The organism is Paenalicyclobacillus ferrooxydans, assembly GCF_001399675.1.
Taxonomy (GTDB): Bacteria; Bacillota; Bacilli; order Alicyclobacillales; family Alicyclobacillaceae; genus Alicyclobacillus_B; species Alicyclobacillus_B ferrooxydans.
In genome coordinates, this window is sequence record NZ_LJCO01000033.1 from 180,264 (window position 1) to 199,799 (window position 19,536).

A 19,536-nucleotide genomic window follows, 5' to 3' on the forward strand; every position below is an offset into this window, starting at 1 on the left:
CTGTTCGGACAGGCTCTGTAGCTAGAAAATAAACATGTGCTAAGCGAACTCAAGACAGAACAGAATGAGAAGGCACTTTATATTAATTCATTACTTTTCATTCATACTTCGCATTCATCCTTCCATATTGCTTTGTCAATGTGGTTCGCTCTGCCAACCCCCCCTCCTTCCTTTATAAGTACCGACGACCACAAAGAGGCGGAATAACCGCCTCTTTGTGGTGTTCAGGTCTGGACACGAGTGCCTCGTTCCCAAATTTCCTTCGGGCCCATTCACGGATCTGGTCAAGAAGCGACTTTCATCGATACTATCGAGTCGTTGTGACACCTCTGTTTTGTACTAGTCCATGATACTCATGACGAGGGTACCATGAACTACTACTCATGTATGCATGAGCTACTCTGCACATGATCCTGAGCTACTTCGTTAGGAGATCGAAATAGTCCCATCGATGACTATATAGATCATCTACTTTGACCTCCCCGCAAATTCGCAGTGGCTCAATAATGAGGATGTGCTTCAGAAATTAAAGGGGAGTTGGTCAAAGTGAAAAAAACACTTCTTGCAACGGTTGCATTGTCAGCACTCATTCTTTCTGGATGTGGAGCAGCAACATCAAACAATGCATCTGCACCCACAACGTCGCCTACTCAAACTACTAGCTCAGCTGCTAACAACACATCGAGCTCAAGCAGCGGTAGTCAGTCAACAGATACCAGCACAACAGCACTCAAGAGTCAGGAGATGGACCTGACAATTCTGCCAGGCAACCGCCTTGGTCCTGACGGCAAGATGCATGACACTTATGCACAAACCGACCTGAATGTAATTCAAGGTGTGCCTGTGAAGATGACCATTTACAACTACGACAGCGGCGAACACAGCTTCAGCAGTGCGGACCTCGGTCTGAACGTTCAAGCCAAGGGTTCAGCGAAGAAGGGCGTACCTGGTATCACAACCTTCACGTTCACACCATCCAAGGCCGGCGACTTCCAGTGGCAGTGCGTCGACAAGTGTGACGGCGGTATGACGAGCTACTCGATGACGCATGATGGATACATGATGGGTACCGTCCACGTCCTGCCGCAAAGCACGAACAAACAGTATATCGACCTGACGATCAAGGATGGCCTGCAATACGCGGCAGCTGACGGCAAACTGCATGACTCTTACTCGCCGGCAGACTTTACAGTTCAAGCAGGAATTCCAGTAGTCCTCACAGTCACCAACTTTGACACCGGAGACCACAGCATGTTTTCAGCCGGCCTCGGTATCAGCCAAGTTTGGAAGGGTGCAAGCAAAGAAGGCGTTCCGACAGTGAGCACATACACCTTTACCCCAACCAAGACGGGCAGCTTCACCTGGCAGTGCACGATTCAATGTGACGGCGGCATGCAGAGCTACTCCATGACGCACCAGGGCTACATGATGGGCACCATTAACGTTGTGAGCTGACGCAAACCAAAGTGGTCGTTGATGCAGACTTGCTAGACTGATACGGCATATACACTAGAGAAATGTAATGACCTGAGATGGCCAACTCCGTCGTACACGGATGCCTGGCATCACAGGTCATTTTTTTTGTGCTCGGTGAACTATAAAATACGCAAACTTACAATTGTGTCGCGGCTTTTTGTAGACAGTTTTCCATTCCTGTTGCACACTGTGAGTAACAAGTTGAGTGCTGAAGACGGCGGTTTTCGACAGAGATAACGCGGTATCGGGGTTAAACATGGGGGTGAACGAAATCAACGAAAGCGAAATTTCCGCGCGTTGGAACCGGAGGTTTCTCTACCTGTTCTGGTTTTGCATCGGGTTGTACCTGGTTCTTGCATTCATCGGCGGGTTGATGACCCCGTCTCAGACTCGTGCAGACTTACTCGTTCACACCATGGTGTACCCGGGCTTCATCTTGTTGCCAGTCGTGATCGTTTTGCAGGCTGTGTCCATGCGGTTTCCACAGAAGATACCGTTGTTTCTTTTTGTTGCGACGTATCTCAGCGTCTATGTGATTGCAAATGCTCTCTATCAACTTATGAGTCCTGTTGTGATATTGGTTCTGCCTATTATGTTTTCAAGCATCTATCTGTCCAAAAAAATGATGACTGCTGCAACGGGAATCAGTTTGCTTGAACTGATTGTGCTGTACCTGCACGTTTATCGCCCGCAGCACACAATGACCAGCACGGACCTGTTGGTGATGGTTGGTTTTTTGCTGGCAGCATCGGGAGTCGGGATTTCCATCGTTGCACGCAGCCAAGAGTTGCGGAGGGCACTCCTTCGGAATATCGAGGCGAAGCAAGAACTTATGCTTGAGAATGTGTTGATGCAAAGGATGTCTAAGCTTGATCCATTGACCGGCCTATACAACCGATCCGCATTTGAGGATCACATGCGCCGGGTGATGGATTTATGTAACCAACATGATATGCCGCTCCACCTGGCTGTCATCGACGTGGATAACTTTAAAGGTATCAATGATACATTCGGACACGACGTTGGGGACCAGGTGTTGAAGGAACTCGCAAAATATATGTTGAACTCTTTACCGGAGGCATTTTTCCTAGCCCGCTACGGGGGCGAAGAGTTTGTGGTTGTCGCCCAAGAAGTGTCTGCAGGTGAATTCAGAGAGCGTATGGAAGATCTCCGCAGGTACGTGTCTTCGGTTTTACATGCGGGTCAGTCTATCACGATCAGCATCGGTGTTCATTCCCACTCCCGCGGGGAGACAGCGGACAAGTTCTTTAAACTGGCCGACCAAGGGCTGTATTGGTCAAAACAACACGGTAAAAACAGGATTGGATTCAGTGAGTTTCTGGGAGAGGCAAACCCGCGGAAAGAGGCAAGCTTGCTTCAAGATGCAACTTGATTTGTTGCAGATGTCGCATGTAAGCGTTTCATTGCCGGAGACCGAGGAGGCCCAACATGGCGTATAGTTATCTATCTCATCTCGAGTGTTCAAAGTGCACAAAAGCCTATGATGCATCACAAGTTTTGAATCAATGCGCGTGCGGGGCCCCGCTCTTGGTGCGATACGATCTGGAATTGGCGATGCGCCACTTGCGGCCTCATGAGATGGCTCGGCGGTCTGGGTCACTGTGGCGGTACCATGAACTTCTGCCTGTTCAAAAAGCAGACAACATTGTGACGCTCGGTGAAGGCATGACACCGATGTTGCCGCTTGTCAAAACCGGTGATTACCTCGGCCTCAACCACCTATACTTGAAAGACGAGGGACTGATGCCGACAGGCAGTTTTAAAGCGCGCGGTGCTGCTGTCGGTATTTCTCGCGCTAAGGAACTCGGCATCCACACCATAACCATGCCGACGAACGGAAATGCCGGTGCCGCATGGGCGCTCTACGCAGCAAGGGCTGGTATTCGTGCGAGCATCGTCATGCCTGAAGACGCTCCTGAGATTACTCGAAGAGAATGCATTGCCAGTGGGGCAGATGTACACCTAGTCCAAGGTCTGATCAGTGACGCGGGCCGCATCACCAACACTGCTGCCGCAGAAAAGGGTTGGTTTGACACCTCGACGATGAACGAACCCTATCGCTTGGAAGGCAAAAAGACCATGGGGTTTGAGATTGCCGAGTACTTCGCCTGGGACGCGCCGGATGTAATCCTTTATCCGACCGGAGGCGGCGTTGGACTGATCGGCATATACAAAGCGATGCTGGAACTTCGATCATTAGGATGGCTTGAAGGCGGAAGGATGCCGCGACTGGTTGCTGTTCAGGCCGCCGGATGTGCCCCGATTGTGCAAGCATATAAACAAGGCAAAACGGAGTCCGAATTCTGGCCCGATGCCTTGACCATTGCCTTCGGTATCACCGTCCCGAAAGCACTTGGGGACTTTCTGGTGCTGGAAGCCATTCGGGAGACAAATGGATGCGCTCTGTCAGTGACGGATGAGGAGATCTTACATTGGCAGAGACGACTTGCTCGCGAGGAAGGCCTGTTTGTCTGCCCCGAAGGCGCAGCAACTGCAGCAGCAGCGGCTCGCCTCGCTGCCGACGGCTGGATTGCACACGGCGAACGGGTTGTATTGCTGAATACAGGTACGGGTTTGAAGTACCCAAACACGTTTGAAATGGGAAACGCCCCTGTGCTAGAGCCCGGGGATGAGCTCCCCGGATAACATCGCTGGCTCTGTGGCGTGGTTCGTGAACGTGTTACGGTTGGCTTGATACGTAGGCAATGATTGCCTGCGCCTGATTGTCAGGGATAGCCCCGCCAGCATAGGATTGCATGGTTTGAACAACGGTCGTCCAGTCTGATTTGGGGTGACCGAAATACTGTTCGGCGACGCCAAGTGAATGGCAACTCTGACAGTCCTCAACAAAGTACTGCTGGCCAAGTTGAACCAGTGACGTAGAACTCGATGAACTGCTCGATCTTCCAACTCCTGCGGCGTTTCCTGAATCCGTTCGAGAGGTTGCGTTGTTTTGTGAAGAAGCGGCTGAATTGGCGGAACCAGTGAGTTGTCCGGAGGTAGTTGGTTGGGTGTTGTTTGTACTGCTGGTGGAGGCACTGGTATTCGGATTGCCAGTGCTGCGAATCGCAACGCTGCTCTTGAGGCTGGGCCAAGCCATGCTGCCCCCGGTGTGTCCGACTGCAACTAAAAGCAATAGACCAACGATTGCCATGGCAGCGTATGGTTTGCTTGGCTCCCAGTATCGCCGAAGCCGGACCGTAAGGAGTACAGTAAACCAGACTGCAAATGCAATCGCCAACCATTCATGCATGGTGAGCAGTGTGTGCGGTAAGATGGCGGCCCGCTGATGCTTTAACATGTCGCCCGTAATCAGGGCCGCAAGGGTGCCAAGATAACCAAAGAGATAGAGGAGTTTTGTGGCAGACAGGAGAGACGTTTTCTGAGTAAAGGCGGTTATCCCGTCAAACAAAACTGCGATGACAAACAAGGCAATGGGAAAGTGGATGATTAAGGGGTGCAGTGGCGGCAATGCTGTTCCTCCCAGAGTCAAGCCTCGATGAAGCCCAATCCATATAATCCGTGCTTGGCGCGGTCGGACATAAGTGTACAAAGAGAGTCTTGACTCATTTTGGAGGGAATCTTAAGAAGTTGTGGAGATGAAAGCGAGCATCTGACATGTCAGATGCTCGCTTCATTGTCTAAACTTAGCGCAGAGCTTCTTGAATTTTCGACAAAATGACTTGTTCCGGGACAGCGCCTTCCTGTTCAGCTCGGCCATCGTTGATGACAGTTTTTGGCACGCCCATGACATTGTGTTTGCTCGATAGATCCATAAATTCCATGGCCTCAATCATTTCTCCCTTGATGTGAGGATTGATCATAGCCATGTGGTGAGCCACGCGAACCGCGCGGGGACAATAAGGTCAGGTGGGTGTGATGAAGACAGAAAGGGTTACGTCCTGGTCAATCTGTTTTAAAGCGTTAATGGTTTCCGGGCTCAGTTCGGTATGGTTGTTTGCGACATCAATGATGTCCTCGATCAATGTACCAAATTCATACCCGGATGGAATGCCGTAAAGGTGCACACCAGTGTCGTTTTCATTGTCATCAACAAAAACAGTGGCTGGGTACTTGTTCACTCCCAATTGGTGTACCTTGTCTTGAGCTTCATCCTTGTCAAATACTTGCAAATCAATCTTGTCTGACAGCTCGGCAAGTTCTTGCAGAAGATCCTGTGTCTCTCCACAGTACTGACAGTCTTCTTTGGAACTGAAGAAGCGAATGTGCGCAGTGCCTTCCATCTTCTGCGCAAACAATTCCTTTATTGCTTGCTTATCGCTTTCCTCAATCAGGGACATGGCTTCATCTCCTTCGCAATAAACCCATAGGGGTATTTTTTTACCCCTCGTTATTGTAATTCTTTATCACTTGAGCGGCAAGGTAATGGTGAATGTAGAGCCTCGCCCTGGTTCACTGGCCACAGATATCTTTCCACCGTGGAGTTCAGCGAGTTCCTTAGCAATGGCAAGACCGAGACCGAGGCCTCCGCTTTCGCGCGATCTCGCTTCTTCCGTCCGATAAAATCGGTCAAAAATGTGGTCCACTTGTTCTTTCGGAATCCCTGTTCCTGTATCCGTTACGTCGATGGCCACAGTTTTCTGGGGTTCTGGGTTTTCTCTTAAGGTCAGGTGAATGGCTCCTTGTTCCGGCGTGTAACGAAGTGCGTTACTAATCAGGTTCGCAAACACCTGGGTTAAGCGGTGACTATCCGCAGAGACATAAGCACTTTCCACTTCAGTTGTGAAACCGATATCAATGCCGCGTAACAGTGCCTCCGGTTTGAACTTCTCGACAAGCTGTGAAAGCCATTCGACCAGTTCCATTCTCGTCATATGCAGCTTCAGTTGATGTGACTCTGCAAGAGCGAGTTGATGCAGTTCGTCAATGAGTGTGCGCAACCTCAAGACCTCATCTTGAATCGGCAGCAAGGAAGACGGCTCAGCTGGTTGCAAGCCATCTTGAATCAAATCCAATTGTCCTTGAATGATTGTGATGGGCGTGCGTAACTCATGGGCCACGTCCGCAACCAGTCGACGCCTGGTTTGAACAGCCTGGGCGAGTTTCATAGACATGTCATTCAGAGCGTCGGCCAATCTTGAGAACTCATCGCGTGACCTGACCCTCACTTGCGTGTTCAGGTCCCCTCGTGCAATTTGGCGGATTCCACCCATAATATTCCGCAACGGTTTGGTAATTAAACGGGACAACCAACCGCCTGCAATCAGTGAGATGACTGCTGTCAGCAACAGTCCCACAAGAGTGGCATTGGCAACCGATTGCAGCGTGGTCTCCTGCAGAAGCTCAAGTCCTTCAATCACGCGGTCGTATACGATGGCGCTGGCAATCTTTTTCCCATTCACCATAATCGGGACGGGGACACCTGTTGTGTCGTCAGGGTCAGGCGGAGTGGGGGACAGCGCTATCTTCGCAATCTGCGAACCATTCGGTGAGATGAGGGTAATTTCCTCAAGGCTTGTCCCCGTTCCATACGGCGACTGAATCACAGCGTTTTTGACTGCCGGCTCGACGCCCGTAAAAGAACCGTGCTCTTCATAGTAGCGCTCTATCACCGTCGCCCATCGGGTTGCCGATTGAATCCTCGCTTCGGTGGTGAAATGACGAAATTGGGATTCGGTGAAGATGTGGGAAATCACCAAGTAGCAGCCGGACATCCACAGAATCAGACCGGCCATGGCGATCCAGATTTTCAGACGCACACTCATACCGGAACCCCGAAACGGTACCCTATCCCGTACACAGTTTGAATATACTCGGGCTGCGATGGGTTGCTCTCTATTTTCTTGCGCAGGTGACTGATGTGTGTATCAATACTGCGCTCGTAGTGGATGTAATCATCTCCGAGTGCAACCTCTGAAAGCTGAAGGCGGCTAAACACAACACCGGGACGAGTCGCTAAGGTGACGAGGATTTTGAACTCCGCTGGTGTAAGTATGACATCCTCACCATCTTTACGTACAGTGAACTTGTCGGGCTCAATAACCAGACTGCCGCGGGTGAGTACATTTGCAGGAGAGGCTTCGCCGCCTTGCTGCGTTCGGCGCAAAACTGTACGGATACGAGCGGTCAGCTCACGCATGCGAAATGGTTTTGTGACATAATCGTCTGCGCCCATTTCCAGACCAACAATCATATCGGTTTCCTCGGTCTTCGCGGTCAGCATGATGACTGCGACCGAGCTTATCTTTCGGATTTCTCGACACACTTCAAGACCATTTAAGCCCCCTGGCAACATCCAGTCGAGAATGACCAGTTGTACATCGTCCCGGCGCACAGCCTCAAGTGCCTCGTGTCCGGTGCCGACCGTTGTCACATCATAGCCTTCGGCTGTAAGATATTGGTGAATCATGGAGCGGACGCGTGATTCGTCATCCACTACCAGGATTCGAGTTCGCTCTGGCATGCAGCCACCTCCAATTCGTGATGCGATTGTATACCTGCTATTATAGACTTGCGTCGGGCACAATAGGGAGGACCCTATGATTCAGGACAGATTGGAAATCACTGAGACGAGTTTCACAAATGGCAGCGCTGTGTTGGTCATTGGCGGTGCGAACGTCGACATCAAAGGCCGCTCGCATGGTTCGCTGATTCCAGAGACAAGCAACCCAGGTACGGTCTGGAAGAGTCCGGGCGGAGTAGGTCGGAACATCGCACACAACCTTGCTGTCCTAGGAGTGCCCGTCAGGTTTCTCAGTGCGTTTGGCAAAGACAGCGAAGGAGACTGGCTTCGAGAAGGCCTGCAGACCTGTGGCGTCGATACTATGCCATCCCGAGTGTTTCCGGACACACCGACGAGCACCTACCTAGCCGTGGTAGACAGCTGCGGAGAGCTGTCCGTTGCAGTGTCGGCGATGTCGATTGTCGAAAAACTTCAACCGGATATGGTTCTTCCGATAGTTCAGGGGTTGCAGGATATCGGCCTCATCTGTGTTGACACCAACCTGCCCACGGAGACCGTTGCATGTGTCTGCGGGTATGGGCAAGACCGAGGTATTCCTGTCGTGTGCGATCCGGTTTCGGTGGCAAAGGCACAAGGGGTCAGAGATTTGATCGGACGCATGTACGCTGTGACCCCAAACCAAGACGAGCTCGCGGCACTGTCAGGGTTGTCTGTTGCATCACCCGAAGATGTTGTACGGGCCTCACGAGCATTAATTGACGGCGGGACGCGCATTGTCGTCACAACGCGGGGGGTAAACGGCTCTATCGTCGTGACAAGGGGTGAGAGCATTACGGTACCAGCTGTGCCAACGAGAGTGGTCGATGTGACTGGTGCGGGGGATGCTTTTACAGCCGGTTTTGCGGCAGGTCTGATGAAGGGCTATCCTCCAGACGAGGCTGCGGCTTATGGGCACCAGCTCTCCGCACAAGTCGTTCAAAGCAGGGCCTCTGTTCTTGCTGCACACTGACCAACAAAACGATATGGACCGGGGGCACACTCCCCGACTGATAGAACTCTTCAACTGATAGAACTCTTCAACGTACGTATGGACATTTAAGAAGATATAGGGCGGTGGGGTAACATGATGGTAGATGATTTGCAACAGGATGCACGGACAAGAAAGCACACTATTGAACAGCGACTTTCATACAGTGAGGAAGTAGAAACAGCACTTCACGAAGGACGGCCAGTCGTCGCACTGGAGACGACCATTGTGACTCACGGCATGCCATACCCGGTGAACGTAGAGACAGCTTTGTCGGTCGAAACCATCATTCGACAAGCTGGTGCAGTCCCGGCCACTATCAGCATTCAGGGGGGAAAGATCCGTGTTGGGTTGTCGGCAGATGAAATTGAAGCCCTGGCACACGAAAAGGAGGTCGTCAAAGCGAGTCGGCGTGATCTCCCGGTGTTGCTCGCAACAGGCAGGACCGGATCGACCACGGTCGCAGCTACGATGATCGCAGCGCACCTGGCAGGAATTCAAGTATTCGTGACAGGTGGCATTGGCGGTGTTCACAGAGCGGCAGAACGAACAATGGATGTCTCTGCTGATTTGGAGGAACTGGCTCGCACCGACGTGATCGTTGTTAGTGCAGGTGCGAAGGCAATCCTCGATATCGGACTGACTCTCGAGGTGTTGGAAACGCTCGGCGTTCCAGTGCTTGGATACCAAACAGAAGATTTACCTGCGTTCTATACTCGGACGAGCGGTTACCAGGCGAACTTCAGGGTCGATACCCCGCAAGCAGTGGCTGAGATTGCAGCGACCAAGTGGGGGCTTGGCCTGCATGGAGGGATCCTTGTTGCGAACCCGATTCCACTGGATGCGGAACTGAACCAAGCCGAGATTACATCGGCTATCGAGGCAGCCGTAATGAGAGCCGAACAACAAGGGGTTACTGGCAAGGACGTTACGCCATTTCTGCTGTCTACCATGGAAAGCCTGACAGAAGGGAAGTCCTTGGCTGCGAATGTTCGGTTAATTGAGCATAACGCGCTGGTCGGAGCACAGATTGCAGGGGCAGTGGCAGATCGCACAAACCGGATCAACTGAGTCTGAAACGGTTTGATTCTCTGGTTGGTGGAGGGGGGGAACTCGTGAGCGAGAGACACGTTTTCGACTTATTCTTGGACGACCTGCGCAGTGCACCGCCCGGATATACCTTGGTGCGGACGATTGAGGAGTGTCAAATGCTCCTTGAGGAGGTCGTCGTTCGTCGGCTCTCCCTCGACTACCACCTTGGTGATGGCCGAAAGGCGGATGAAGTCACCGCGTGGATTGTGAAGACCGGACACTGGCCGCAAGAGATTTATCTTCATTCTTCAGATGAGGGTGCTAGGCTTCGGATGTACCATTTCCTGAAGGACCATGCGCCGAGCGGCGTAATCGTACATTTGAACCGAAGATAGGAATTTTACTTTACCTGCTGCTTTGATAGAGCGGTCGCAAAATCTCGCATATATCACTTCCCTATAGAAAAATTCGAGAGACGGACACGTCTGAAAATGGCAAACCAGCTGAAACGTTGGGACAAAGCTTCGGGTCTAAGGGCGCAGAGGTACGTATGATTGCCGGGTTGCGGACGACAATTGATGCAATCCACTTCGGGGCGAGAGGATTTATCGTCAAGCTGTTTAATAAACAAAAGGTGCTTGATGAAGTGAAATGTGATATCACACACAGATTGATTTACTGAGAGGAGGAGCGAGGTGTCAGCGAAGATTCCATCACATCCAGGCAGAACAAATGAAGACCACCCTGTTGCAGGGTCTTCAGTGTGCGCGAGCAATGTAACGACTGACAGCCAAGTCATACCCTATCCAGTTAAGTTCTATCCAATTCCGATGGAACGGGTCTGGGGCGGGCAGAGTCTCAAATCCACCTTTCATGATCGATGTCAGGTTCAATTACCGGTGGATACCCCCGTCGGTGAGTACTGGGTTCTTTCGGGCCATCCGCATGGAACCAGCGTGGTGTCAAACGGTCCATTAAGAGGCTTGTCTCTCGTTGAACTGACTGAGATGTACCCGCGCGATTATCTAGGAAACTCCGTTCAACCGCGCTTCCCACTTTTGATTAAGTTTTTGGAGGCTGCAGAAGACCTGTCGGTACAAGTTCATCCATCTGACCACTTTGCACAACGCATGGAAGACGACTTTGGCAAGACAGAAGCTTGGTACATCCTGGACAGTAAGCCGGGCGGTAAGATTGTGTATGGACATAGCTTTCCGTCTCGTGCGGTGCTGAGGAATGCCTTTGAGAATGGAACAATCGGGAACTATTTGAACTATCGGGATATTGAACCCGGAGATACGATACTGGTGCCTTCCGAGACCTTGCATGCACTTTTGGCTGGTACCAAGGTGATTGAGATTCAGCAAACATCAGACGTGACGTACCGAGTGTACGATTGGGATAGGGTAGGAACGGACGGAGTCCCCCGTGAACTTCATGTCGACAAAGCGGCAGAGGTGCTGTTTCCGCAAGCAGACCCCTCACACTTAAAAACGGAAGAAGCTGCAGGGCCTCTGCATCAGTCGGAATTGGATATCTCCGCGGGGAACTCAGAGCAGTTGATTGACTGTCCGTATTTCACCCTGTACAAGTGGAACCTGGAAAACGCATCGAAGTCCCTGCTGAACCGCGAGTCGAGTGAAAGCCCCGATATCCTGATTGTGATACGAGGCAGCGGCAGGTTGATGTGTGAAGGGGCAGAGCCGATTGAGTTGTCCGCAGGTGACACTTGCCTTGTTCCTACGTCTATTGGGGAAATTGAGGTCTTGCAGGACGATGCAAGTTCGTCGCCGCTGCAATTGTTGTTGGTTCGATACTGACGCACACCTGACCTTCGATGTTTGATGTTCGATGGCCGCAACGACGAGCGTTGCGGCCTGTTTCACGTCGAGAAGGTCTTTTTATTGTGTCTTCCATGATTCTTGTGCAGCCGAATCATCATGCTAGTGCAACCGAATCATCACAAATGCCGCAAGGACTAAAATTATCAGGAATTGGGCATCCTAAACGGTGAGATAAATAGTTCATCTTGTCGATTGATGTCAAATCTGCGTTAGAGTACCATTATCTCAGGTGAGAAGATTCAGAATTTATAAATGAGGTGACACAGTTGGCTCAGTCCGTTCGTGAGCAGGTAGAAAAATTTGTGGTGTGGTATGACAGCGGTCGCGGGTGGAAACCCAGCAAACCGATGAACTTCAAGAGTGCTGAAGACTATGCAGAAGACCTCCAGAACCGCGGTATGTCGACACGAATCCATCCGCAGTTGATGATTACCGTGGACGATTTAATTAATGGCTGATCAGATTACGCTTGTGCTTAAGTCTTCATACAAAGATGTAACCGCAAGCGCTGGTCGATGTTCCAGTTGATATTGGAATAGATGCCAGTGTCGTTTCTGGATGGATTGTGCGTGAAGTGGGGAACGCCTCAAAATTGAGGCGTTCCTTCTGTCTACCTTGATCCGTCCACATTCGTGATGGAAGCGAGCCCTCCGAGACATTCAACCGTAAATGCTCGGTGGAGGTGCTGACGAAAAACAGAACGATAATGAACTTCAATCACAACGGGGCCATCTGCCCGAGGCCCGATAGCCGAGGCTTCAAGTGCCAATTCAACTGACACCTCTTGATTTGGTGCTAGATTCATATAGGGTACAGACTGGCCCGCTTTGAGCACGGCATGAATCGGGACAGTATGCATGGCAGACCGCACGTCAGAGGGTTCACGTTCTCCAACTGTACCGCGAACCATAAACTTCAGATCAAGAGCTGGCCCCGTTCCGTAGTTTTTCAGATTGATCCGTACGCTGCTCAGGATGGGACATCCAGTGTTGACCACGCCTGTATCAACCCAAGCGGATTCCGCGTATACCAACGGATGCAACGAATCTCGACGGGAGCGTCGCATTTGGTACCAAGACGTAATGGCCAACCCTAAGGTCCCTATCGCTGAGGCGAGTGTTGCAAGGTCCATCAAGGTCAGGGCCGTCAGTTCTCCCAAAATCATCCCTCCACGCTGTCTACATTGCTCTCTGCTCCCGCAAGGCCTCATTTAGTATGAACAACTGTAACCGTCTTATGTCTTGGGAGACGTCAAACGCACAAACACAAAATGAAAGGGCAGGACGTCCGCCCTGCCCTTTCAACCCGTATTCTCGTGCCTCGTTTGGCTGAGGACCACCGTGTTGCTCAGTGTCCATTCAAGCTGTTTGGAACCGGTGTCGATCTCGAGCGGAGGAGGCCCCGAAGAGCAAACCACCCGATTGCAAAGAAGACTGCAAACAGAGGCATCAGAGGGTAGCGAAACCTATCCCATGCAGGGAAGAACAAGAACAGCAGTGTGTTATAGAGTATGAAGGTCAGGAGAAACCCCGTAGCTCGCCGCAGGGAGCCTGCAGACTTCCTTGCGTATTTCTCCACAGTGTCGGCATTCTCGGTGAGGGTGCCTGCGACTTCCTGGCTGTTACCCTTGAACTGACTGTCGAAGTTCGTGGACGCCGATGCCATAGCTCGACTTGAGCTGCTAAACATCTGGTGGATGAGCAAGTTGTTCCGTGCGCTGCGAATGTACAAGACCAGTAATGCCACAAGTACAAAGATCATCATGAACCAGTATCCTAAGGTATCAATTGCATCGAACGTGTACAACGCAGCGTGTGAATGCGGGTACTGAACATTAAAGGTGTACCATACTGCGTTCGTATCTACCTTGTACAGATCAAATACCTTGTGAAACCCATTGAGCAGCGTCAGCAACGGGTGGTGAAGGATGTATTTTTCTGAAACCTGTTTTCCGATTTGATTCTCCAGGACTTGGTTGTTCCCGGCCTTTAGGAGCGGATTGCGGTAGGGATTCCATGTCCAAAAGTAGCCGCCGTTGATTTTGGTCCCCTGCCACAAATTGACGCCGCCATTAGTGGAAACGAGGATGAAGTGATGCATGGCAATGGCGTTGCGAATGGTAATCGGTGCTATTCCGATAAGCATCGACACACCAAATGTGATACCTCGGAGGAGTGCTTGGATAATTTGGCGACGATTGACCCAAAATTCGTATGCCGCGAGGAACACAGGGAACAACAGACCAATCGGGCGGACGATAGAGGCAAGACCGAAGATGACGCCTGCAGTCGCTGTTCGCCAGAACCAGGGTTCCGTGTTGTTTCGGCGAACCAGCTTTGCGTACACGAACAGGGACAGAACAAGCAAGAGTGTAAAAGACTCTTCAGACCCAAGTATGGCATTCCATTCGATTTGACTTGGCAAAAGAGAGTAGCCGATAGCCGCTGTCATGGCGATCCGATGTGCGGTGTTGTGCGACAGATCTTTATTTGCGGACTCTTTCCAAGTACTCATGTCGGACACGTTGGTCACAGCTTGGTTATGGCGGGTACCAAGAATTCGGAACGTCAGTGCGTAAATTAGCCATACGATCACAGTACTAAAGATGGCGTTCGCAACGAGGCCTGCCATGACATGCGGGCCAAACAGGCGAATCACAATCGATAGGATAAACGGCCAACCCATCGGCCAGTACGCCGTCGGAGCATTGACTTCCATGTACCCTTGACCGTTCGCCATTTGAACAGCATGTGTGAAATACCAGTCGAAGTCGGCGAGCTGTTTTGGATGCATGTACAAGATCCAAATGACTCTGCCGAGCAAGTTAAAGCCGATGAGCCATAATAGACTCGTCGGCAGGGTCTTATGTTTTATGTTTGTTTGAGACGTTTCCCGCAAACTCATTCCTGGGTAACACGCACCTTTCGCCTCGTCTGTCTTGCATGACTCTCCGGTGTGCGCCAAGTGAAGCGGTTGTTTGCAACAAACGACCACGCAGTGGCGACGATGATACCAATACATTGACCCAGCAACTCAGACCAACCCAGCGAGTGAAACCACTGTGCGAATAAGGCTGTGATGGCGATGCCAACGAGGGAAATCAGCATAAACACCGGCATCTGCAACATCCTTCGCCAGCGGACAGGGTGAGCGTTACCTTTCCAAGTCACCTTGTCATTCCATAAGAAGTTATGTCCCATTGCAACCAGAGATGCTAAAACGGAAGCGAGCATGGTATGAAGGTGCAATCCATACATGAGAAGGCTCATCACGACAAGGTTCACAACGACTCCGAGGGCACCGACCATACAAAACAGGTAGAAGCGCCTGTCTTCAGGGCTCTGTGAGATGAGTCGAACAATGTGGCGCATATAGTTCCATTGTTCACGCATGCTCATTTTCGATTCCCCAGCGTCGCGCGTGTGAAATTCATAAGGAATTTCATGGACTGACTGATAGTTTCCCTTAACTAGAATTTCAAGAAGAATTTTCCAACCGATTGGGTCTAGCTCAACCCCCTCAATCGCTGTTCGCTTTAATCCAAAGTAACCACCCGTGCAATCTGAGATCTTACGGATGCGGGAGATAGACAGTCGTCCAATCGTCCGTGCAGTCCAGGATACCAACTTGCGGAAGCCATTCAGGCCTCCGTCTGAACCGCCGCGGACAAAACGGCTTGGAATCACGATGTCGGTCCCTCTTTGCAGACGTTCCAAAATGGCCGGCAACAATTCAGGAGGGTGCTGCAGGTCTGCGTCCATGACCACGAGGTATTTACCGGACGCTCGCGCAAAGCCCTCGACGCAAGCTGTAGCAAGCCCTCTCGCTTCTTCTCGGTGCAGGTAATGCACATGCGGATGGCTGTTTGCCAGCTCTTCCAATATAATAGGAGTATCATCGCGGCTATCATCGACAAACCAGATCTCATAGTCTTGAGTCGCTTGTTTCATCGCATCTTCGACGCGCTCTACTACGACCCGCACATTCTCACGTTCATTAAACGTGGGAACGATGATACTTAGCTGCATACAACGGCCTCATTTCTCTTCAGATGTGGCGACAAAAGATGAACTTGTTCACAGTGTTTCAGTGTATCCAATCAGGAATTTCGTACCCGAACGTGTTACGGTCGTACATTGTAACAACCTGTCATTAGAACAGGATTTGTATCGATAGTTCATAACATGTCGAAAAAAAACAATCTGATGACACACTTCGTAACAACACATCTATTTTAGAGGGTTCATGGGATTGCGTCCACCATTCTGTGCGTTGTCCCTGCGACAGGTTAAGAAAATTTTACTATCAACATAGACAAGCTAGAAATGAGGAGTGTTTGTGAGAATCATTTTACTTAGTGGCGGCTCAGGAAAACGACTGTGGCCGATGTCGAATGACAGCCGCTCAAAACAGTTTCTTCGCGTGCTGCGGGGTCCTGACGGCGAACGCGTATCGATGGTTCAGCGAGTGTGGGCGCAGCTGGGAAAGGTCGGTTTGCAGGAACATGCCTATATCTGTGCATCTAGAGCACAGCATGACATGATTGACGCACAGGTTGGTGACGTACCGTTTATCGAAGAACCCATGCGGAGGGACACATTTCCAGCCATCGCCCTCGCTTCAACATATTTACGTTCTGTTGGGGCCTCAAACGATGAGGTGGTCGCTGTCATTCCCGTAGACCACTACGTCGAGGACGTGTACTTTGAGCGGATCGCGCAACTTGAAGCCGTGTTACGCGATTCAGATGCTGACCTTGCACTGCTCGGAGTCACGCCGACAGAACCAACAAGCAAATTCGGTTACATCCGAGTTATAGCAGAGGATACCGGTCACAACTGGCGACGCGTGCAGTCCTTCGTTGAAAAGCCGCCTGAAGAAACAGCCAAAGCCTTGATAACAGAAGGCGCGCTCTGGAACTGCGGTGTATTCTGTTTTCGACTCGGATTCATTACAGGGCTTCTTGAGTCACGCGGGTTGCCGAGCGATTATCCGGAATTTAGAGATCGATTTTCCGAACTGCCAAAGCGAAGCTTTGACTACGAGGTTGTCGAACAAACTCACTCCATTGTTGCATGTGCCTATGAGGGTACCTGGAAGGACCTTGGCACGTGGGGCTCGTTGTCCGAAGAGATGGATTCCCCATTTATTGGCATGGGTGACGCTGTGAGTTGTGACGGAACCCATGTGGTCAACGAGTTGGGCGTTCCTGTGGTTACAATGGGTCTTCAGAACGCCATTGTTGTCACGACTCCTGATGGTATCCTTGTTGCAGACAAACAGGAGAGCGCACACCTGAAAGATGTCATTTCGAACTACGATGAGAGACCCATGTACGAGGAGCGTAAGTGGGGTTCCCACCGCGTCCTCGACCTGCAGAAGCTTGACGATGGGACAGAGGTCTTGACGAAGAGCATTGAACTTCGTCCTGGGGGTCTCATCAGCTATCAGAAGCACTTGCGTCGCAGCGAAGTATGGACGATTATTGACGGTTTTGGAGAACTTGCGTTGGATTCCCGAATTATCTCCGTATCAGCGGGGGACGTAATTCGGATTTATCCGGAGCAATGGCATGCGATTCGAACAGCAAATGGTCTCAAGTTTATTGAAGTCCAACGAGGTCCTGTACTGGTTGAAGAGGATATTATTCGCAGGTACCTGACCTGGGACGAGATCCTCCAACACTGTGAAATGGGGATCCGCTGAGTTACAAAGGGGGCTGAGCACAGTGGATAAAGCCTTGATTGTCATCGACTACACTTTTGACTTCATTGCAGATGCGGGAAAACTGACGTGCGGCCGAGCAGGACAGGAAATCGACGGATATATTGCAGCACAGATTCGACGTTTTTTAGAGGATGGACAAGCCGTTGTGTTTGCTGTCGATGTTCATGACGAGGGGGATATTTATCACCCGGAAACGAAGTTGTACCCGCCGCATAACATCCGGGGAACTGCCGGTCGCGACCTGTTCGGCGTAGTTGGAGAGGTGTTCACGACCCTTCAGGCAGATGGGCTCCCGGAGAACGTTCGTTACATGGACAAGACCCGGTATAGTGCATTTGCCGGAACAGACCTGGAGATGTTTTTGCGGTCACGGGGGATTTCCGAAGTTCATTTGGTCGGTGTCTGCACGGACATCTGTGTCTTACATACAGCTGTTGATGCTTATAACAAGGGATTTCAGATTGTGGTCCACGAAGCGGGCGTCGCGAGTTTTTCGGAGACCGGGCATCAATTTGCCCTCGGACATTTTCGGGATGTCATCGGTGCAACCGTGCTTGAAAAGTAAGTCACTTTGTTGTGGGTTGACGGTGTTTTACCGACTGAGTTTTCAGCACGCAAACGGATGAGGAGGTCATCATTTGAGTTTGGAACGGAGAGACGGGGAACTGAAGGAAAGACTGGAACAAACGCTTCAGGAATTGACGGAACTGATTGGACCCTGCGGATACGAACACGATGTTGTTCGATATCTGGTGCAGAGACTAGATTCCATTGCAGATCAGGTCAAGGTGGATGGGGTAGGGAATGTCATCGCTGTCCTTCGCGGCGCTCATCCTGGGCCGGCTCTCGTCATCTCAACCCACATGGATGAGGTAGGGTTTGTGGTAAAGAAGATTGAAAATAACGGGCTGATCCGATTTGAGAAGCTCGGAGGTCACGATGACCGGATTTTGCTGGCACAACGGGTTAAGATTGCCACTGCGAAGGGGTACCAACTGGGTGTCATTGGAACGATTTCTGCACACATGGTGAAGTTTGATAATCCAGCCACGGTGCGCAAGCACAGTGAACTCTATATCGACGTCGGTGCCCAGAGCAAGGACGAGGTTACAAAGATGGGGATTTGCGTCGGCGATCCGATTGGTTGGTCTCCCGACATGCAGACCCTCGGGGAGCATCGCCTTGTTGGCAAGTCGTTTGATGACAGGGCTGGCTGTGCCACGTTGCTTGAGACACTTGCATCTCTCGACAGAGACGAACTTCATGGCACCGTGTACGGTGTATTTTCCGTCCAGGAAGAAGTCGGCTTGCGCGGGGCAAAAGTTGCTGGGGCTCAGGTGAATGCTGACGTAGCACTGGCGGTGGACACCACTGCAGTTTCTGACACCCCCGAGGCAATGATGGATGGTACTTTGGCACTTGGTGCGGGACCGGGAATCAAAGTCATGGACTTTAGCCTCATCGCTAGCAAAGCTGTGCGCAATCGTTTGGTCCATGCAGCCGAACAGGGCGGGATTCCATATCAACTTGAGGTGTTTCCAGGTATCGGGACAGATGCGGGAGAACTGACACTGGCAAATGCCGGCGTACCTACAGGGGTCATCTCAATTCCGACGCGCTACGCTCATTCGCCGATTGAGGTAATGGACCGCGATGATTTTGCGAACACAGCCAGGCTCCTCAAGGCTTTCATTCTCACGATGCGGGATAGATCAGAGTTTGACTTTCTGATGAAGTAATTCCGCTGAAGTAACAGTGGATGCTGCAATGACCATTGGACGGTTCGCTTAGTCGCTGACAGCGACTAAGCTGAGGTATTGGCGGTCCGTTAAGTCGCTCCAAGCGACTTAACGCCTCATTTGTGCGCCCGGCATGGGCGTTGTCTATACGGTGGAAGTCCGGAGTGGTGAAGGTAGCAGTAGCCATTAGCTCAAGCCAAGGGTGTCCACCGCGAGGTGGAATCTGAAGGAAGGCGGCGGCAAACC

The 19,536-nt window shown here is 51.2% G+C and carries 18 protein-coding genes, 1 pseudogene and 1 riboswitch; of the genes and pseudogenes, 11 read left to right on the forward strand and 8 right to left on the reverse strand.

Annotated features, from left to right (window positions below):
* Window positions 1–546: 546 nt before the first annotated feature.
* From AN477_RS07570 to AN477_RS07580, 3 genes are all read left to right on the forward strand, one after another.
* A complete protein-coding gene (locus AN477_RS07570; protein ID WP_054968555.1) occupies window positions 547–1,455 on the forward strand; it encodes a cupredoxin domain-containing protein in 909 nt (302 codons plus the stop codon).
* A gap of 226 nt (window positions 1,456–1,681) precedes the next feature.
* Window positions 1,682–2,869 carry a GGDEF domain-containing protein gene (locus tag AN477_RS07575; protein WP_054968556.1) on the forward strand — a complete coding sequence of 396 codons (1,188 nt, stop codon included), beginning with the start codon at window positions 1,682–1,684 and terminating at the stop codon, window positions 2,867–2,869.
* 56 nt (window positions 2,870–2,925) lie between these two features.
* Window positions 2,926–4,143, forward strand: coding sequence for a threonine synthase (locus AN477_RS07580; protein WP_054968557.1), 1,218 nt, complete (start codon window positions 2,926–2,928; stop codon window positions 4,141–4,143).
* Window positions 4,144–4,177: 34 nt separating this feature from the next.
* Here AN477_RS07580 and AN477_RS07585 read toward each other — a convergent pair whose 3' ends face one another.
* The 5 genes and pseudogenes from AN477_RS07585 to AN477_RS07600 all read right to left on the reverse strand — a co-directional run bounded on the left by AN477_RS07585 (window position 4,178) and on the right by AN477_RS07600 (window position 7,921).
* Window positions 4,178–4,969 (reverse strand): DUF2231 domain-containing protein, encoded by a 792-nt coding sequence (locus AN477_RS07585; RefSeq protein ID WP_054968558.1) that lies wholly within the window; start codon window positions 4,967–4,969, stop codon window positions 4,178–4,180.
* A 175-nt stretch (window positions 4,970–5,144) separates the two neighbouring features.
* Window positions 5,145–5,351 (reverse strand): annotated as a pseudogene (locus tag AN477_RS25220) (thioredoxin family protein); the annotation flags it as partial.
* 12 nt (window positions 5,352–5,363) lie between these two features.
* Window positions 5,364–5,798 carry a thioredoxin family protein gene (locus AN477_RS07590; protein WP_211265971.1) on the reverse strand — a complete coding sequence of 145 codons (435 nt, stop codon included), beginning with the start codon at window positions 5,796–5,798 and terminating at the stop codon, window positions 5,364–5,366.
* Window positions 5,799–5,864: 66 nt separating this feature from the next.
* Window positions 5,865–7,223, reverse strand: coding sequence for a sensor histidine kinase (locus tag AN477_RS07595; protein ID WP_054968559.1), 1,359 nt, complete (start codon window positions 7,221–7,223; stop codon window positions 5,865–5,867).
* Window positions 7,220–7,921, reverse strand: a complete 702-nt coding sequence (locus AN477_RS07600; protein WP_054968560.1) for a response regulator transcription factor — start codon at window positions 7,919–7,921, stop codon at window positions 7,220–7,222. Before AN477_RS07600 ends, AN477_RS07595 begins: the two co-directional genes overlap by 4 nt.
* A gap of 76 nt (window positions 7,922–7,997) precedes the next feature.
* Between AN477_RS07600 and AN477_RS07605 the strand changes: the two genes are divergently transcribed.
* From AN477_RS07605 to AN477_RS07625, 5 genes are all read left to right on the forward strand, one after another.
* Window positions 7,998–8,930 (forward strand): carbohydrate kinase family protein, encoded by a 933-nt coding sequence (locus AN477_RS07605; RefSeq protein ID WP_054968561.1) that lies wholly within the window; start codon window positions 7,998–8,000, stop codon window positions 8,928–8,930.
* Window positions 8,931–9,092: 162 nt separating this feature from the next.
* Window positions 9,093–10,019, forward strand: coding sequence for a pseudouridine-5'-phosphate glycosidase (locus AN477_RS07610; RefSeq protein WP_245631758.1), 927 nt, complete (start codon window positions 9,093–9,095; stop codon window positions 10,017–10,019).
* A 44-nt stretch (window positions 10,020–10,063) separates the two neighbouring features.
* Window positions 10,064–10,375 (forward strand): cyclic-phosphate processing receiver domain-containing protein, encoded by a 312-nt coding sequence (locus AN477_RS07615; protein WP_054968562.1) that lies wholly within the window; start codon window positions 10,064–10,066, stop codon window positions 10,373–10,375.
* A gap of 88 nt (window positions 10,376–10,463) precedes the next feature.
* Window positions 10,464–10,550: riboswitch (cyclic di-GMP riboswitch) on the forward strand.
* 125 nt (window positions 10,551–10,675) lie between these two features.
* A complete protein-coding gene (locus AN477_RS07620; RefSeq protein WP_245631753.1) occupies window positions 10,676–11,800 on the forward strand; it encodes a type I phosphomannose isomerase catalytic subunit in 1,125 nt (374 codons plus the stop codon).
* 290 nt (window positions 11,801–12,090) lie between these two features.
* The gene (locus tag AN477_RS07625) at window positions 12,091–12,282 is read left to right on the forward strand and encodes a hypothetical protein (RefSeq protein WP_054968563.1); all 192 of its coding nucleotides are present in this window, start codon (window positions 12,091–12,093) and stop codon (window positions 12,280–12,282) included.
* Between the two features lie 152 nt (window positions 12,283–12,434).
* On the opposite strand, the gene AN477_RS07630 is transcribed toward AN477_RS07625, so the two are convergent.
* From AN477_RS07630 to AN477_RS07640, 3 genes are all read right to left on the reverse strand, one after another.
* Window positions 12,435–12,983, reverse strand: coding sequence for a hypothetical protein (locus AN477_RS07630; RefSeq protein WP_054968564.1), 549 nt, complete (start codon window positions 12,981–12,983; stop codon window positions 12,435–12,437).
* Between the two features lie 188 nt (window positions 12,984–13,171).
* Window positions 13,172–14,728 (reverse strand): glycosyltransferase family protein, encoded by a 1,557-nt coding sequence (locus AN477_RS07635; RefSeq protein WP_054968565.1) that lies wholly within the window; start codon window positions 14,726–14,728, stop codon window positions 13,172–13,174.
* Window positions 14,725–15,852, reverse strand: coding sequence for a glycosyltransferase (locus AN477_RS07640; RefSeq protein WP_054968566.1), 1,128 nt, complete (start codon window positions 15,850–15,852; stop codon window positions 14,725–14,727). Before AN477_RS07640 ends, AN477_RS07635 begins: the two co-directional genes overlap by 4 nt.
* Window positions 15,853–16,162: 310 nt before the next feature.
* On the opposite strand from AN477_RS07640, the gene AN477_RS07645 reads away from it, so the two are divergent.
* The 3 genes from AN477_RS07645 to AN477_RS07655 all read left to right on the forward strand — a co-directional run bounded on the left by AN477_RS07645 (window position 16,163) and on the right by AN477_RS07655 (window position 19,290).
* A complete protein-coding gene (locus tag AN477_RS07645) occupies window positions 16,163–17,530 on the forward strand; it encodes a sugar phosphate nucleotidyltransferase (protein ID WP_054968567.1) in 1,368 nt (455 codons plus the stop codon).
* A gap of 22 nt (window positions 17,531–17,552) precedes the next feature.
* Window positions 17,553–18,116: a cysteine hydrolase family protein gene (locus tag AN477_RS07650; protein ID WP_054968568.1), complete on the forward strand. Its 564-nt coding sequence runs from the start codon at window positions 17,553–17,555 to the stop codon at window positions 18,114–18,116.
* Window positions 18,117–18,189: 73 nt separating this feature from the next.
* Entirely contained in the window at window positions 18,190–19,290 is a 1,101-nt protein-coding gene (locus AN477_RS07655) for a M42 family metallopeptidase (protein WP_245631754.1), read from the forward strand.
* Window positions 19,291–19,536 lie beyond the last annotated feature (246 nt).

What these genes read in the sequence shown, in the direction of transcription:
- AN477_RS07600 (WP_054968560.1), bottom strand. Translation starts at nt 7,921, where the DNA reads ATGCCAGAGCGAACTCGAATCCTGGTAGTGGATGACGAATCACGCGTC.
- AN477_RS07595 (WP_054968559.1), bottom strand. Translation starts at nt 7,223, where the DNA reads ATGAGTGTGCGTCTGAAAATCTGGATCGCCATGGCCGGTCTGATTCTG.
- AN477_RS07590 (WP_211265971.1), bottom strand. Translation starts at nt 5,798, where the DNA reads ATGTCCCTGATTGAGGAAAGCGATAAGCAAGCAATAAAGGAATTGTTT.
- AN477_RS07635 (WP_054968565.1), bottom strand. Translation starts at nt 14,728, where the DNA reads ATGAGTTTGCGGGAAACGTCTCAAACAAACATAAAACATAAGACCCTG.
- AN477_RS07580 (WP_054968557.1), top strand. Translation starts at nt 2,926, where the DNA reads ATGGCGTATAGTTATCTATCTCATCTCGAGTGTTCAAAGTGCACAAAA.
- AN477_RS07640 (WP_054968566.1), bottom strand. Translation starts at nt 15,852, where the DNA reads ATGCAGCTAAGTATCATCGTTCCCACGTTTAATGAACGTGAGAATGTG.
- AN477_RS07605 (WP_054968561.1), top strand. Translation starts at nt 7,998, where the DNA reads ATGATTCAGGACAGATTGGAAATCACTGAGACGAGTTTCACAAATGGC.